The organism is Antrihabitans stalagmiti (genome assembly GCF_016482825.1).
GTDB lineage: Bacteria > Actinomycetota > Actinomycetes > Mycobacteriales > Mycobacteriaceae > Antrihabitans > Antrihabitans stalagmiti.
Genome location: NZ_JAEMNV010000007.1, coordinates 188,417 through 202,111, shown reverse-complemented (window position 1 = coordinate 202,111; position 13,695 = coordinate 188,417). Strand labels below are relative to the sequence as shown.

The window sequence follows — 13,695 nt, the reverse complement described above, 5'->3', positions numbered from 1 at the left end:
GTTTCGTGCGGCGTCACGCCAGAGGGTTTTTCCGGCGGAGAGGTCTGTCGGGTTTCACCGGCTAGGCGCCGGGCACCCACCATTGTAACGACCAACTTCTCAACGCTACGGCGTGATGCCGATCTGCGCTGCCATCGCGGCACCGACAATCCCGGCCGTATTTTCCAAAGTCGCCGGAACGACGGGAGTTCTGTTGGTAAGCAACGGAATCCAAGTTTCGGAGTCGCGGCTGATGCCGCCACCCGCGATAAAGAGATCCGGCCACAACAATGCTTCGTAGCGTGAGAGCACCAAACTGACCTCTTCGGCCCACTGTTCGAACGACAGGTTCTTCTTCGTCTTGATCGACGCTGCTGCGCGGTGCTCGGCCTCCATCCCGTCGACCTCGAGGTGGCCGAATTCGGTGTTCGGAACCAGTACGCCGCGATTGAGCAGCGCGGAGCCGATACCGGTGCCGAAGGTCGCGAGAATGACCACGCCTTCGACGTCTTTGCCTGCTCCGTACTTGTCTTCGGCGAGGCCGGCTGCGTCGGCATCGTTCAGTACGGCGACTCCTCTGCCGCCGAGCGCTTCGGATATGAGCGCTCGTGCGTCGGTTCCTATCCACGCCTTGTCGACGTTCGCCGCGGTGCGCGCGACACCGCCGGTGACGACACACGGCAGGGTGACCCCCACCGGGCCGTCCCAGTCGGCCTGATCGACGATTTTCGCGATGGTCGCGACGACGGCCTCCGGTGTAGCGGGATGCGGTGTCTCGATCTTGAGGCGATAGTGGGTCATTTCGCCGGTGGACAGGTCGACTATTCCGCCCTTGACTCCGCTTCCACCGACATCGATACCGAAACTGAGATCAGCTTGCACGGCCATTTGTTTCGCACTCCTGGTGACAGCGGGAACAGGTCGGCGATCGAGAGCTGTGGCCCACATCTCAGTCGGTCCAGACCCCGTCGCGGCCAACATTAATGCGCATGGGGGTGGTTCTGTGCTGCGATTGAGAAGTGCCGAATACCGAACACGCAAATACAACGCCGAACGAGACAACGAACACGACTGTCGATCCCGTGGAATTGCGATCGATCGCAATCCGCGTAGCCGAGGTCGCGGCACACCACGTGCGAACGCGTAGGCCCGAAGTCTTCGGTGGCGTCGGCGCGCATCGTCTGACCGACGCACCCGACTCGGTCCAGTCGAAGAGCACACCGACCGATCCAGTCACGGTTGTCGACACCGAAACAGAGCAGGTCGCCCGCACGTTGTTGGGGGAGCTGCGACCGCACGATGCGATCCTCGGCGAAGAAGGCGGTGGCTCCGAGTCGATGGCAGGCGTTCGCTGGGTCATCGATCCGATCGATGGGACCGTCAACTTCCTCTACGGAATTCCCGCGTATGCGGTGTCGGTTGCTGCGCAGGTGGACGGGCACTCCGTCGCAGGGGCTGTCGTGGATGTAGCGCGCGAATTCACCTATGCCGCGGCACTCGGCCACGGTGCCACCCGGACGGACAGTGCTGGGGCGACAGCGGAATTGCGTTGCAACGACGTCGACTCCGTCGACTTCGCGCTTGTGGCAACAGGCTTCGGCTACGGCTCGCGGCGACGGGAGGAGCAGGGCGCGTTGATCGCCAAGTTGCTACCGCAGATTCGCGACATCCGCCGGATCGGCTCGGCAGCGCTCGACCTGTGCATGGTCGCTGCCGGGCTCGTCGACGCACATTTCGAACACGGACTGAGCCCGTGGGACTGGGCGGCAGGCGCACTCATCGCATCGGAGGCGGGCGCGCGTGTACACGTTCCGAGCGCCGACACGATGAGCGACGCGGGGGAGGTCACGCTTGCGGTTGCGCCCGGAATCGCCGACGACTTCGTCGTGCTGCTGACCCAGTTGGACGCCTATCGCGCGATACCCAACGACTGAAAGACGCTGATCAGCACTTCGCGATGCGGGCAGCCGCGAGCAGATCGATGTCGAGTGGTGCGGGCTCGACTCCGGGCGGCGGATCCTTCAGGGAGCGGAGGACCTCTTCGGCATCGCTGTTCGGCCGGATGTCGTTGAACAAGGTCCCGAGTGCTAGGTCGACGGTGTCGTCCTGGCGGGCGTCTTCGATCAATTCCGAGCACGGGGCGACCAATTGCAGCGACGCGGCTGCCGCAAGTCCGTTGGGGCCGAACCTGATCTGGCCCGAGCACTCCATGTTCTGATCGACGTAGACGGGGTCGTTGCCGACCTGGACGTCCGGCGCGCTCGCGAAACCGTAGTCACTGAGCTGCGACGCGATGTGGGCGGCCTGGCCGCGCTCGCCGTTCGCGTTGAACACGCGGGCCTTCGTCGCCGAGAGGGCAGCGGGCTCGACGTCCTTGAGTCGGGACGCGCCGACCCGCTTGCCCAATGGAGCAGGAGCGGCCGCGCCCGGTTCCGCGCTCGCCGGAATCTTCGGGCTGTTGCACGACATCGCAGCGGTGTTGGTTTCGTCTCTGGTGAGCGCCTGAGCCCATACGAAGGCACCGAGCAGAGCCAGAACGGCAACCATGACGACCCATGGCAACCGCCGCCTGCGGACGAACGGCTTGCCGTTCGGATCCTTCGATCTGCCTTCGGTGATAAGTGAAACCACAGCGTCCCTTTCGTGGCCCAGTCGCCCGAGGCGCCCTGGAGGACCTCTGGCGACGTGGCGGTTCTGTACTATCGCCGCGCACGTCCCAACAACTTAACGGGCGGGTGCGACGAGACCAATCCGGACGGGCATCGAGCATGTGCGCGTCGTCACCGGATGTGTGGAATGTCTCGAAGCCAGCGCGTGTTGGTGACGATTGTCGGACAGTTTCGAATCGATTGGGGTGTGAACCCACTATTCCCCTTCGACATCCGCTATTGTCTGGCGGCCCAGACCGATTTGCGCGGCATGCCGAGCAGGTCGATCGAGACACGCGACGACACGCTCGTCGGGTTTCCTGGGTGCTGATTTCGGGCACTTTCCGTGTACGGAATGCGTTGAGCACACACAGGGCAAAAGGCACCACCGGCGATCCGGCGGGTCCGTTGTCGAGCAGCCCGCTCGGCACGACCGCAGCGGATCGGGATACACGAAAGAGGACGAGGGGACGACATGGCAACCGACTACGACGCACCGAGGCGGACTGAGACCGACGATGTATCCGAAGATTCGCTGGAGGAGCTGAAAGCGCGGCGCAACGAAGCGCAGTCCGCTGTCGTGGACATCGACGAGTCCGATACCGCGGAGTCGTTCGAACTCCCCGGCGCGGACCTGTCAGGCGAAGAGCTCTCTGTGCGTGTCATTCCGAAGCAGGCCGACGAGTTCACTTGTTCGAGCTGCTTCCTTGTGCATCATCGCAGCAGACTCGCAAGCAACAGCGGCGGCCAACTGATCTGCATGGACTGCGCCGCTTAAAGCTGAAACCAACCGCCAGGACCCAGCGGTGCGGCCACGTGTCAGGTCTTGTCGTGCTCGGGCTCGGACGCTGTTCCGAGACCAAGCGCGGCGAGCACACGATCCGGATGCCTCGTACTGATCAACCAGTACGGCGTCGGATCGTCGGCATCGTCGAGGACGACCACGATCATGGGTTTGACCCATGGTCGGTGCTGGACGTACGCGGCCGGGTCGAGCTGACGCCCGAGCGCGGCGCTCTTGGCTGTCGCAGGAACGACAGCAGCACGCGAGATGACCTCGACCGGTAGATGGGCGCGGCCGATTCTTAGTTCGCGACCGTCGTCCGCGTCGGTGGTGACCTCCACGCGTAGCCGGCTCAGCCACAGCAGAACCCAGATCGGCAGCGGCAGCAGAACCAGGTACGGCAGCCACGCCCGAATGCCGGGGGCGCCCATATGAATCTCTGCAGCGAGCAGCATGGTCACGGCGACGGCGATCGGCCACCACCACACCGGAACCCACAGCCGTTCCGAATACGACGGCCGAGTTTCGCCGTTGTGGGCTCGCGCAGCGGGCTGAGGTTGTTTGGACACGGGCTTCAGATTAGTCGGCGCCCCTCGGCGCGTACTCTTTGACCACGTGAGCGGTGTACCTTCCGTCGCCTTGATGCGACTCGATCCAGATATTGCGATTCCCCAGCGTGCACACGACGGTGATGCGGGTGTGGACCTGTGTGCGACGGCCGACGTGACGATCGAACCCGGCGAGCGAACGCTCGTCGGAACCGGCATTGCGATTGCCCTCCCGATCGGAACTGTCGGCTTGATTCACCCGAGGTCCGGCCTCGCAGCAAAATCCGGGTTGTCCGTGGTCAATACGCCGGGAACGATCGATGCGGGCTATCGCGGCGAGATCAAGGTGTGCTTGATCAACCACGATCTGCGGACGCCGATCGTCGTGCGACGAGGTGACCGCATCGCGCAGCTCGTGGTTCAGAAGGTAGAGCTGGTCGACTTCGTCGAGGTCGAGAGCCTCGACGACACAACGCGTGGCGCAGGCGGATACGGGTCGAGCGGCGGGCACGCGAGCTTGCAAGGAAAAGGGGCGTAACCATGTTCGGAAAGCGCAAGAAGGATCGTGACGACGCAGCCGACGAGACGCAGGCAGCTGATCTCGTAGCGGAGGACGCGTCGAGCGATGACGCCGACGAGTTCGAGGATGCCGTCGACTACGAGCACGGTCCCTACGACTACGAAGACGACGAAGACCTCGCGGGTCGCCTCGACCTCGGTTCGGTGATTCTTCCGATGCCGGAGGGTGGCCAGCTACAGGTCGAGATGGGCCAGGACGGCAAGCCGCAAGGTGTGCACCTTGTCATCGGTGATCAGGGCCGCATCACCGTCGCGGCGTATGCCGCGCCCAAGTCGCCCGGACAGTGGCGAGAGGTGACAGCGGATCTGGCGAAGTCGATACGCGACGACAACGGCACGGTGAGCATCGAGACCGGTCCGTGGGGTCGAGAACTAGTGGCGTCCACTGCCGCAGCGGATATTCGCTTCATCGGCGTCGACGGCTATCGCTGGATGGTCCGCCTCGTCGCAGCTGGTCCGGCCGGCTCGGTTGTCGAAGGTATGCCGCTCGTCGAAGCAGCTCGCGCGATTCTGCGCGAGACGATCGTCCGGCGCGGTACGGATCCACATCCTGTGCGAACCCCGTTGCCGGTGAACCTGCCGAAGGAGATGGCCGATCAGCTCGCCGCTGCGCATCAGCAGCAGTTGGCGGCTGCCGAAGCAGCGCAGCGTGCGGCGACCGAGCCGGTGCAGCCGCAGGCGCCGCCACCTGCCCCGAAGGCCCCGCGCCGCGGCGCCGACGGTTCGGCAATGCAACAGCTACGCAAATAGGCGCAGTAACGCAACGACGCTCGAGAAGGCGCGCTACCAGCGAAAACTCGTCTGAGTGAGCGCCCTCAGCGCCGCCCGCCCGATCACGGACGGGTCTGCCCCGATCTCGTCGAGCGTGATTTCCGCCACCCCTGAGTCCGGTATGGCGGCGTGCCAGGCCTGTGCGACGGCGTATGGATGCACGGGGTCGTCGACCGCGGTGACGAGCGCCACGGGAACGGTGGTAGCAGCCAATTCTGCAGGTGTCGGGGACCGATACGTGCTTGCCTCGTCCAGTGCGTCGGGAAGATGCGGCCACTGCGACGCCCAGGATTTCGCGAGTTCGGCCCCGAGCCACGGCGGGCTTCCTGCCCGCATAGTCGCTGTGACAGCGGCGATTCCGTCGGCCCGGAGCAGTCGAGCCGTCAACTCCGCGCTTGCGGCTGCGGGTGCGCCGTCGGGGGAGCCGGTCCAGGCGGGCAGCGCGACGAGTACCGCCGCCGCCGCGCCGATTCGGTCGTTTGCCCAGTTCAGAGCCACGGCAGCGCCTAGCGACACACCACCGACGACGATCGGGCCCGATCGTGCAACGGCAGCATCGAGGGCGGCAACGTAACTTGCGACGACACCCCGTGGATCGGGTTCCACCGCAATGACTTCCAGGTCCAGGCCGCGTAGAGCCGGCCCGAAGGCGCGGCCGACGAAGTCGGCATCGGACCCGGTGCCTGGCAGAACGACCGCACACCGAGGTCGCCGAGGAGACTGCATACGCTCGATCATGCACCTGCGTTCCATTGGGGCTGCAGTCGAGTGGTTCGCCGCCTCGGATAGGTCTACAGTGGCGCTGAGAAGGCCTAAGTGGCACGAGATCCGCGCCACGTATTGCTCCAGGAGCGCACCATGGCACCCGCAGCCGCAGGATATTTTCGCCGGCTCAAACATCGCCTGACCGAGGATCTCGATCAGGTCGACGCCGAAGAGATGGCATCCTCTGCCGACGCCTCGGGCGCCTGTCGAGCATCCGACTGTGTTCGTGGCGACGAAGTCACGATGTTGGGTCGATTGCGCAGCGTCGAAGCGTGTTCGCAGTCCGCTGGAGCGACGATGCAGGCCGAGTTCTTCGACGGCACCGACACCGTGACGCTCGTGTGGATCGGCCGTCGCCGCATACCGGGCATCGAACCCGGCAAAAAACTGAAGGTTCGCGGACGCGTCGGCGACCGCGGTGGCGAGAAGGTCATCTACAACCCGAACTACGAACTTCAAGGCGACGAGTAGCCGACTCGGGTGTGCCGATGTGGCACCCTCGTTAGGTGAGCGATAGCCAGCAGCAGTCCGTACTCGAACAACTCGGGGGAGTGAGCGGGCTCGTCTACTCGACGTTGCCCGTGCTCGTTTTCGTTCCTGCCAATTCGTTGTGGGGCCTACAGACCGCGATCTGGACAGCGCTCGGCGTCGCAGCAGCAATTCTCGTGTGGCGGCTGTATCGCCGCGATCCCGTCCAGCCCGCAATCTCCGGCTTCCTCGGCGTCGGCCTGTGCGCGTTCATCGCCTACCGCACTGGCGACGCCAAGGGCTATTTCTTGTTCGGTATCTACGCGAGCCTCGTTTACGGCGCAGCGTTCCTCGTGTCCATCCTCGTGCGCTGGCCTCTCGTCGGCGTCGTATGGGGTTTTCTCAACGGTCATGGCAACGGCTGGCGCAAGAGCCGCGCAGCAGTGCGTGGTTACGACATCGCGACCGCCGCGTGGGCCGTCGTATTCGGGGCCCGCTATCTCGTGCAGCAACACTTCTACAACACCGATCAAGAAGGTCTGCTCGCTGTCGCCCGAATTGCGATGGGTTGGCCGTTGGCCGCTGCGGCAGTTGCGGTGTCGGTGTGGGCAGCCCGCCGCGCCGACCGACTGACCGCGCCGGAGCCGGAGCCGGAGGCCGCCGAAGAACCCGGCACCGCGACCGATGGGAAGCCGGCAGCGCGACACGCGGAAGACCCGACTTCTTAGGGGTGGCAACTTTCTCACCCTGGGGTCCCTGGTTGCGTCGGACCCTTCGCTAGAGGATCGATCCGTACCTCGAATTTTCGGGTGTGCGATCGAACCGGGCGACCAGGGGGCTTCGAGATGTCTGACGTGGAGACGACCAACGCGTTGGAGGCGTTGGTGCCGCTGGCCGCGTCGGGCGATCGTGTCGCCGTCGGCGAAATCCTCCGCATCATTCATCCGCTGATGCGGCGCTACTGCGTCAATCGTCTCGGCCGACCTGGCGAGCTTCAGGTGACGGCAGACGATGTGGCACAGGAAATCTGCCTTGCCACGATCCGAGCGATCACCCGATACGAAGACCAGGGCAAGTCGTTTCTGGCGTTCGTGTACGGCATCGCCTCCAACAAGGTCTCCGATGCCCGACGCCGCGCGCAGTCACATCCCCTACAGACGGTCGAGGAGATCCCGGAACGTATCTGCGAGGACCCAGGACCCGAAGAGTGGGCGCTTGCCGGCGAGCAGCGGGCTCACCTCCGTGAACTGTTGGAAGTTCTCTCGGAGAAGCACAAGGAAGTGCTGATGATGCGCGTCGTCTTGGGATGGTCGGCAGCAGAGACAGCCGCTGCCCTCGGCACCACCGCAGGCGTCGTGCGAGTGATGCAGCACCGTGCGCTCAACCGCCTACGTGCCGAGCTGCGGACGTCGAACCTCGTCTTCGGTCGCGAGTTGGCAGGAGTCTGTTAGCCCTAGAGCCCAACCGCCGCACGCAGTTCGTCCTCGACTTCGACGGAGGCGACGAACAGCAGTTCGTCCCCACCTTCGAGCGGATCGTCCTTTTCCGGGACGATGACCCTGCCGCCGCGCAGGATCGTCACCAGGGCCGCATCGCGGGGAAGCGAGAGCTTTCTGACGGGCTTTCCCGCTAGGCCGGTATCGGCGGGCAAGGTGATCTCGACGAGATTCGCCTGGCCCTGCCGCAGCGTCATCAATCGGACCAGATCGCCGACCGAGACGGCTTCCTCGACGAGCGAGGCGAGGATGCGCGGCGTCGACACCGCGACATCTACGCCCCACGACGCATCGAAAAGCCATTCGTTGCGCGGGTCGTTCACACGCGCGACGACCCGCCGCGTGCCGAACTCCGTCTTGGCCAGCAGGCTCAGGACCAGATTGGCCTTGTCGTCACCCGTTGCCGCGATGACGACGTCGTAGGTCTGCAGCTTCGCCGCTTCCAGCGAAACCAACTCGCACGCGTCTGCGTGCACCCAGCGCGCTTCGGGAACGGAGTTCGGGTCGACGTGATCGAGCTGACGCTCGAGCAACATCACCTCGTGCTCGGCGCGGACGAGCTCTCGTGCGATCGACCGACCGACGGCTCCGGCACCTGCAATTGCGACTCTCATCTGCGGGCTTCCTCGATTGTCGTGGTCAGGATTGTCGTCGCCATGGCGTCAGGCGTCCGCGGGTGGCGGATTGCTCGCCAGCGCGACCGCCTCACCGACCGTCCCCGACACAGCTGCGATGTAGACGGTGTCGTCAGCTTGAATCACTGTCTTGCCCTTCGGCAGCACACCTTCGCCGAAGCGGACGATGAACGCGACACGTGAGCCCGTCGCAGCCTCGAGCTCGCTCACCGCGTGCCCGAACCAGTCTTCGTGCAGCGTGAGTTCCGCCACAGCGACCGCTCCGGAGGGATCCCGCCATTTCGTGATCTGCGTGTCCTGGATGAGCGTGTGCAGGAATCGGTCCGTCGTCCACGGCACCGTAGCGACGGTCGGAATGCCGAGGCGCTCGTACACGGCGGCGCGCTTGGCGTCGTAGATTCTCGCGACGACACGTTCGACGCCGAAGGTTTCGCGCGCTACCCGCGCGGCGATGATGTTCGAGTTGTCGCCGGACGACACCGCGGCGAACGCCTCGGCCTTTTCGATCCCGGCCTTGACGAGAACCTCACGGTCGAAACCCATTCCGACGACTTTGTGACCCTTGAAGTCCGGACCCAACCGTAGGAAAGAGCTTCCGTCGCGGTCGATCACAGCAACTTCGTGTCCGATTCGAGTCAAGGCTCCGGCGAGCGAGGAGCCCACTCGTCCGCAACCCATCACGATTACGTACAACGCAGAACCCCGTTCCTCGTCTTCTTCGTCTTCCAGCGCGGGTCGGCTGTTCCCACGGCTGGCAACCGTACGCCCATTAGACCGCGGAGGCGCCGTTCCGGACCGAGGTGTTGCCCGCTTGTCACGCAATCGAACGTCGTGCGGTGGCTGCGCGCTACCGACTGTGCCCTACGGCTTACGCTTTCCCGGTGTCGAAGCTCACGACCGCTACGAAGCGGCTGCTGCTCGGTAGACCCTTCCGTAGCGACAAACTGGGCCACACGTTGCTACCGAAGCGAATCGCGCTGCCTGTATTCGCCTCCGACGCGATGTCGTCGGTTGCCTATGCGCCGGAAGAAATCTTTCTGGTGCTCTCGACTGCGGGCCTGTCGGCCTACGTCTACACCCCGTGGGTCGGTCTCGCCGTCGCCGCCGTGATGATCGTGGTCGTTGCGAGCTACCGGCAGAACGTGCACGCCTATCCCTCCGGCGGTGGCGACTACGAGGTCGCGACGACCAACCTCGGACCGACGGCGGGGCTGACGGTCGGCAGTGCGTTGCTCGTCGATTATGTCCTCACCGTTGCGGTGTCGATGTCGGCGGCAGCGTCGAATATCGGATCGGCGGTTCCGTTCGTCGCCCAACACAAAGTGCTGTTCGCTGTCGCCGCGATCGTCCTGTTGACCGCGATCAACCTCCGCGGCATCCGCGAGTCGGGAACGGCGTTCGCCATCCCGACCTACGCCTTCATCGTCGGCATGTTCTTTATGCTCGGGTGGGGTCTGTTCCGGATCTACGTGCTGGACGAAGATATTCGGGCCGAGTCCGCCGGGTTCGAACTGACCGGCGAGCACGAGCATCTGACCGGGATCGCGTTCGCCTTCCTCGTCGCGCGGGCGTTCTCGTCGGGTTGTGCCGCGCTGACCGGTGTCGAGGCGATCAGCAACGGCGTCCCGGCCTTCCGCAAACCGAAGTCGCGCAACGCCGCAACGACGCTGCTGATGCTCGGTGGCATCGCGATCGTCCTGCTGATGGGCATCATCATCCTGGCGCAGAAGATCGGCGTGATCTACGCACACAATCCTGATACGCAGCTCACCAACGCACCGGACGGGTATCACCAGAAGACGTTGATCGCGCAGATCGCCGAAGCCGTCTTCAGCGATTTCCGCATCGGGTTCTTCTTCATCGCCGCTGTCACCGCGCTGATCCTGGTCCTGGCCGCCAACACGGCTTTCAACGGTTTTCCCGTCCTCGGTTCGGTCCTCGCTCAGGATCGCTTCCTGCCGAGGCAGCTGCACACCCGCGGTGACCGTTTGGCCTTCAGCAACGGCATCCTCTTCCTGTCCGGTGCCGCGATCGCCTTCGTCGTCCTGTTCGGTGCCGAGGTCACCAAGCTGATCCAGCTCTACATCGTCGGGGTGTTCGTCTCGTTCGTGTTGAGTCAAACCGGCATGATCCGACACTGGACGCGGCATCTACGCACCGAGACCGAGCCCGAACAGCGCGCCAAGATGCAACGTTCGCGGGTGATCAACGCGATCGGTCTGACGATGACGGCAACCGTCCTTGTCATCGTGCTCATCACCAAGTTCGCGGCCGGTGCGTGGATTGCAATCGTCACGATGGGCGCGATCTTCGGGCTGATGCGGTTGATTCGCAAGCACTACGACACGGTCGCGCGCGAACTCGCCGAAACCGAATGGGACGGCGTACTGCCGAGCCGGACCCACTCGATCGTGCTGGTGTCGAAGATGCACATGCCGACCAAACGCGCGATCGCCTACGCCCGTGCGACGCGACCGGACACCCTCGAAGCGATCACGGTCAACGTCGACGAACCGGACACCCGAGCACTGGTCCGCGCGTGGGAGAAAAGCGACATCGCGGTGCCGCTGAAGGTGATCGAGTCGCCCTACCGCGAAATCACGAAGCCTGTCCTCGACTACGTCAAGCGGCTCCGGAAGGATTCGCCGCGCGATGTCGTGACGGTGTTCATCCCCGAATACGTCGTCGGTCATTGGTGGGAGCAGGTGCTGCACAACCAGAGTGCGCTGCGGCTCAAGGGCAGGCTGCTGTTCGAGCCGGGCGTCATGGTCACCAGCGTGCCCTGGCAGCTCGCGTCCTCGGAGCGGGCGAAGCTGGAGGGCTGGGAAGACGCCCCCGGTGCCATTCGCCGCGGCTATCAGGACAAGTGACGTCCGTTGAGTGAATCCTGGCGGGGCCGTCGCCTCGAGCTGCGTCTCGGCAATCCCGGGCACGGCGGCTTCTGCGTGGCACGCCACGACGGTCGGGTGGTCTTCGTCCGGCACGGATTGCCTGGCGAACTGGTGCTCGCCGAGGTGAACGAGGACCGCGGCGGATCGTTCTGCCGTGCCGACGTGATCGAGGTCGTCGAAGCATCCGCGGACCGCGTGCCCGCGCTGTGTCCGGTGTCCGGTCCGGGTGGTGCAGGCTGCTGCGACTACTCCCACGCGACGTTGGCGGCACAGCGCGGCATGAAAGCCTCGATCGTCGCCGAGCAGTTGCGCCGAATTGCCGGCATCGAGCGCGACGTCGAGGTCGGCGTGCTTGGTGGAACCGGCGACGGCGGAGGATGGCGAACCCGCGTCCGCCTCGCTGTCGACGAGCACGGTCGGGCAGGGGTCCACGGCTACCGCAGCGGCTCGGTGCTTGCCGATCTACGTTGCCCGCAGCCGGTTTCGGGTGCGCTGGACGGCGTGAGCGAGCGCAGTTGGCGGCCGGGTGCCGAACTCGCTGTCGCGGTCGACAGCGACGGAGTCCGTCACGTCGTCGAGTTGTCGCCCGCTCGGGTGTCGGGGACGGGTCGTCGCAGTCCGGGCCGCCGCGGTGCCATGGCACGTCGCGCGGCGACCAACACACAGCGAGCTCAGCGTGTCGCGATGGGAACGGGTCGCGTGGTCGAGCGGGTCGGTGGCCGGGCGTGGGAGTTGGACGCTGTCGGCTTCTGGCAGGCGCATCGTGGTGCGGCTGAGGCGTATTCGTCGGTCGTCGCCGAATGGTCCGACGCGTCCGCAGGTGCCCTCGCGTGGGATCTCTACAGCGGCGCAGGAGTTTTCGCGGCTCGGCTCGCCGATCAGGTGGGCGAGTCGGGAACCGTTGTGGCCGTCGAGTCGTCGCGTGAGGCGGTGCGCGACGGCAAAGCGGCGTTGGCCGATCTTGCGGTGGTGCAGTTTCACGCGGCGCGGGTCGAGAACGTGTTGGCCGACGTTGCCGGAGCACCGGAGGTCGTCGTCCTCGATCCACCGCGGTCCGGAGCTGGGCGGGAGATCGTTACCGCTGTGGCACAACAGAATCCGCAGCGCGTCGTTCACATCGGATGTGACCCTGCCGCCTTCGCCCGTGATGTATCGCTTTATCGGGAGCAGGGCTACAGGCTGACCGACCTGCGTGCTTACGATGCCTTTCCGCTGACCCACCATGTCGAGGTCGTCGGACTGCTGACGCGCTAGGCCACCTCGCCTGCGCTGGTGCTGGGGGAGCGCTGCAGGTCCAGACACAAGCGTCGCTGGTCGTCGATCGAGCCGAGATCGGACTTGGTGACCAGTCGGGACGAGATTGCGAACTCGACCAGCCGCGCTCGCCGGTTGGACGCCAATCTGCCTGGGCCGCCGCGCAATCCGCTGACGCCGATGCGGTCGAACTTGTCGCAGACGTTGTCGAGTTTGCGGTTGAACTTGGTGAGTGGCCAGCCGAGCCGCTCGGCCGCGCGCGCCGAACTCGGTATGGCGCTCGCGTCGACACCGTCGCGCAGCAACAACGGTTCGGCGAGCGCGACGATCAACGCCAGCTGTGCCGCGGTGAGTGCAGGTGCGCCGATGGTGGTTTCACCGGATCGGTGCGGCGGTGGTGTCGGGTTCGTGACAGCGGTCGACGTTTCGACGGCGAATTCGTAGGTCGTCGGGCCCGCCGCGACCACCACCGTCGTCATGCCGTACACCAGTGGAATTCGAGTTCCCGGCACAAGAAGTGCGGCGAATCCCGTGGATGCTTCGGACACTTTCGCGGGGATTCGGCTGCCGACGTTGGCGAGCCACCACATCCCGGTCTCGTAGTGGATCGACAGACAGCGCCTGTGGAGGTAGCGGTTGTCGTCGATCGAGAGGTCGGCGTCGCGACCGACGTAGAAGACAGCGTCGACGTCGAGTGCGTAGCGCTCACCGCAGTACTCGACGTCGGCACGTGCGAAGTCGCCGACACCGTCAGTTTCCATAGCCTCATGGTCGTCGCTGTCGTGTTCGCAAAACAGACACCCAAGGAGTGGAAGGCTCACACCCTGTAGGCCGCTCCGCGGCTCGTGAGTCTTTTCGGCGGTTCCGCCCTCCTAAA

16 protein-coding genes are annotated in these 13,695 nt (G+C 64.9%); 9 read left to right on the top strand and 7 right to left on the bottom strand.

Annotated elements, in window-relative coordinates:
- Window positions 1-105: 105 nt before the first annotated feature.
- Window positions 106-957 carry a polyphosphate--glucose phosphotransferase gene (gene ppgK / locus JGU71_RS21155; protein ID WP_372433213.1) on the bottom strand — a complete coding sequence of 284 codons (852 nt, stop codon included), beginning with the start codon at window positions 955-957 and terminating at the stop codon, window positions 106-108.
- A 110-nt stretch (window positions 958-1,067) separates the two neighbouring features.
- Here ppgK and JGU71_RS21150 point away from each other — a divergent pair, with 110 nt between their 5' ends.
- Complete coding sequence (locus tag JGU71_RS21150) at window positions 1,068-1,913, top strand: inositol monophosphatase family protein (protein WP_199706512.1); 846 nt, start codon at window positions 1,068-1,070, stop codon at window positions 1,911-1,913.
- A gap of 10 nt (window positions 1,914-1,923) precedes the next feature.
- Here the strand turns inward: JGU71_RS21150 and cei are convergent, their stop codons facing one another.
- Window positions 1,924-2,610 carry an envelope integrity protein Cei gene (gene cei / locus JGU71_RS21145; RefSeq protein ID WP_199706277.1) on the bottom strand — a complete coding sequence of 229 codons (687 nt, stop codon included), beginning with the start codon at window positions 2,608-2,610 and terminating at the stop codon, window positions 1,924-1,926.
- Window positions 2,611-3,102: 492 nt separating this feature from the next.
- On the opposite strand from cei, the gene JGU71_RS21140 reads away from it, so the two are divergent.
- Window positions 3,103-3,405 (top strand): DUF4193 domain-containing protein, encoded by a 303-nt coding sequence (locus tag JGU71_RS21140; protein ID WP_199706276.1) that lies wholly within the window; start codon window positions 3,103-3,105, stop codon window positions 3,403-3,405.
- A 41-nt stretch (window positions 3,406-3,446) separates the two neighbouring features.
- On the opposite strand, the gene JGU71_RS21135 is transcribed toward JGU71_RS21140, so the two are convergent.
- Complete coding sequence (locus JGU71_RS21135; RefSeq protein WP_199706275.1) at window positions 3,447-3,980, bottom strand: DUF3093 domain-containing protein; 534 nt, start codon at window positions 3,978-3,980, stop codon at window positions 3,447-3,449.
- A 73-nt stretch (window positions 3,981-4,053) separates the two neighbouring features.
- Here JGU71_RS21135 and dut point away from each other — a divergent pair, with 73 nt between their 5' ends.
- Together dut and JGU71_RS21125 are read left to right on the top strand one after the other, a co-directional pair.
- A complete protein-coding gene (dut, locus tag JGU71_RS21130; RefSeq protein WP_199706510.1) occupies window positions 4,054-4,497 on the top strand; it encodes a dUTP diphosphatase in 444 nt (147 codons plus the stop codon).
- Between the two features lie 2 nt (window positions 4,498-4,499).
- Window positions 4,500-5,288 carry a DUF3710 domain-containing protein gene (locus JGU71_RS21125; protein ID WP_199706274.1) on the top strand — a complete coding sequence of 263 codons (789 nt, stop codon included), beginning with the start codon at window positions 4,500-4,502 and terminating at the stop codon, window positions 5,286-5,288.
- A gap of 33 nt (window positions 5,289-5,321) precedes the next feature.
- Here JGU71_RS21125 and JGU71_RS21120 read toward each other — a convergent pair whose 3' ends face one another.
- Window positions 5,322-6,035 (bottom strand): alpha/beta fold hydrolase, encoded by a 714-nt coding sequence (locus tag JGU71_RS21120; protein ID WP_199706273.1) that lies wholly within the window; start codon window positions 6,033-6,035, stop codon window positions 5,322-5,324.
- 132 nt (window positions 6,036-6,167) lie between these two features.
- On the opposite strand from JGU71_RS21120, the gene JGU71_RS21115 reads away from it, so the two are divergent.
- The 3 genes from JGU71_RS21115 to JGU71_RS21105 all read left to right on the top strand — a co-directional run bounded on the left by JGU71_RS21115 (window position 6,168) and on the right by JGU71_RS21105 (window position 7,993).
- Window positions 6,168-6,545 carry an OB-fold nucleic acid binding domain-containing protein gene (locus tag JGU71_RS21115; protein WP_199706272.1) on the top strand — a complete coding sequence of 126 codons (378 nt, stop codon included), beginning with the start codon at window positions 6,168-6,170 and terminating at the stop codon, window positions 6,543-6,545.
- Window positions 6,546-6,580: 35 nt separating this feature from the next.
- Window positions 6,581-7,270, top strand: coding sequence for a DUF3159 domain-containing protein (locus tag JGU71_RS21110; RefSeq protein WP_199706271.1), 690 nt, complete (start codon window positions 6,581-6,583; stop codon window positions 7,268-7,270).
- Between the two features lie 117 nt (window positions 7,271-7,387).
- Window positions 7,388-7,993, top strand: a complete 606-nt coding sequence (locus JGU71_RS21105) for a sigma-70 family RNA polymerase sigma factor (RefSeq protein WP_199706270.1) — start codon at window positions 7,388-7,390, stop codon at window positions 7,991-7,993.
- Window positions 7,994-7,995: 2 nt separating this feature from the next.
- On the opposite strand, the gene JGU71_RS21100 is transcribed toward JGU71_RS21105, so the two are convergent.
- Both JGU71_RS21100 and JGU71_RS21095 read right to left on the bottom strand, forming a co-directional pair.
- Window positions 7,996-8,652: a potassium channel family protein gene (locus JGU71_RS21100; protein WP_199706269.1), complete on the bottom strand. Its 657-nt coding sequence runs from the start codon at window positions 8,650-8,652 to the stop codon at window positions 7,996-7,998.
- Between the two features lie 48 nt (window positions 8,653-8,700).
- Window positions 8,701-9,366, bottom strand: coding sequence for a potassium channel family protein (locus JGU71_RS21095; RefSeq protein WP_199706268.1), 666 nt, complete (start codon window positions 9,364-9,366; stop codon window positions 8,701-8,703).
- A 188-nt stretch (window positions 9,367-9,554) separates the two neighbouring features.
- Between JGU71_RS21095 and JGU71_RS21090 the strand changes: the two genes are divergently transcribed.
- Window positions 9,555-11,543, top strand: coding sequence for an APC family permease (locus tag JGU71_RS21090; protein ID WP_199706267.1), 1,989 nt, complete (start codon window positions 9,555-9,557; stop codon window positions 11,541-11,543).
- A gap of 6 nt (window positions 11,544-11,549) precedes the next feature.
- Window positions 11,550-12,818, top strand: a complete 1,269-nt coding sequence (locus JGU71_RS21085) for a class I SAM-dependent RNA methyltransferase (RefSeq protein ID WP_199706266.1) — start codon at window positions 11,550-11,552, stop codon at window positions 12,816-12,818.
- On the opposite strand, the gene JGU71_RS21080 is transcribed toward JGU71_RS21085, so the two are convergent.
- Window positions 12,815-13,579, bottom strand: coding sequence for an FHA domain-containing protein (locus JGU71_RS21080; RefSeq protein WP_199706265.1), 765 nt, complete (start codon window positions 13,577-13,579; stop codon window positions 12,815-12,817). The genes JGU71_RS21085 and JGU71_RS21080 overlap by 4 nt on opposite strands.
- Window positions 13,580-13,695 lie beyond the last annotated feature (116 nt).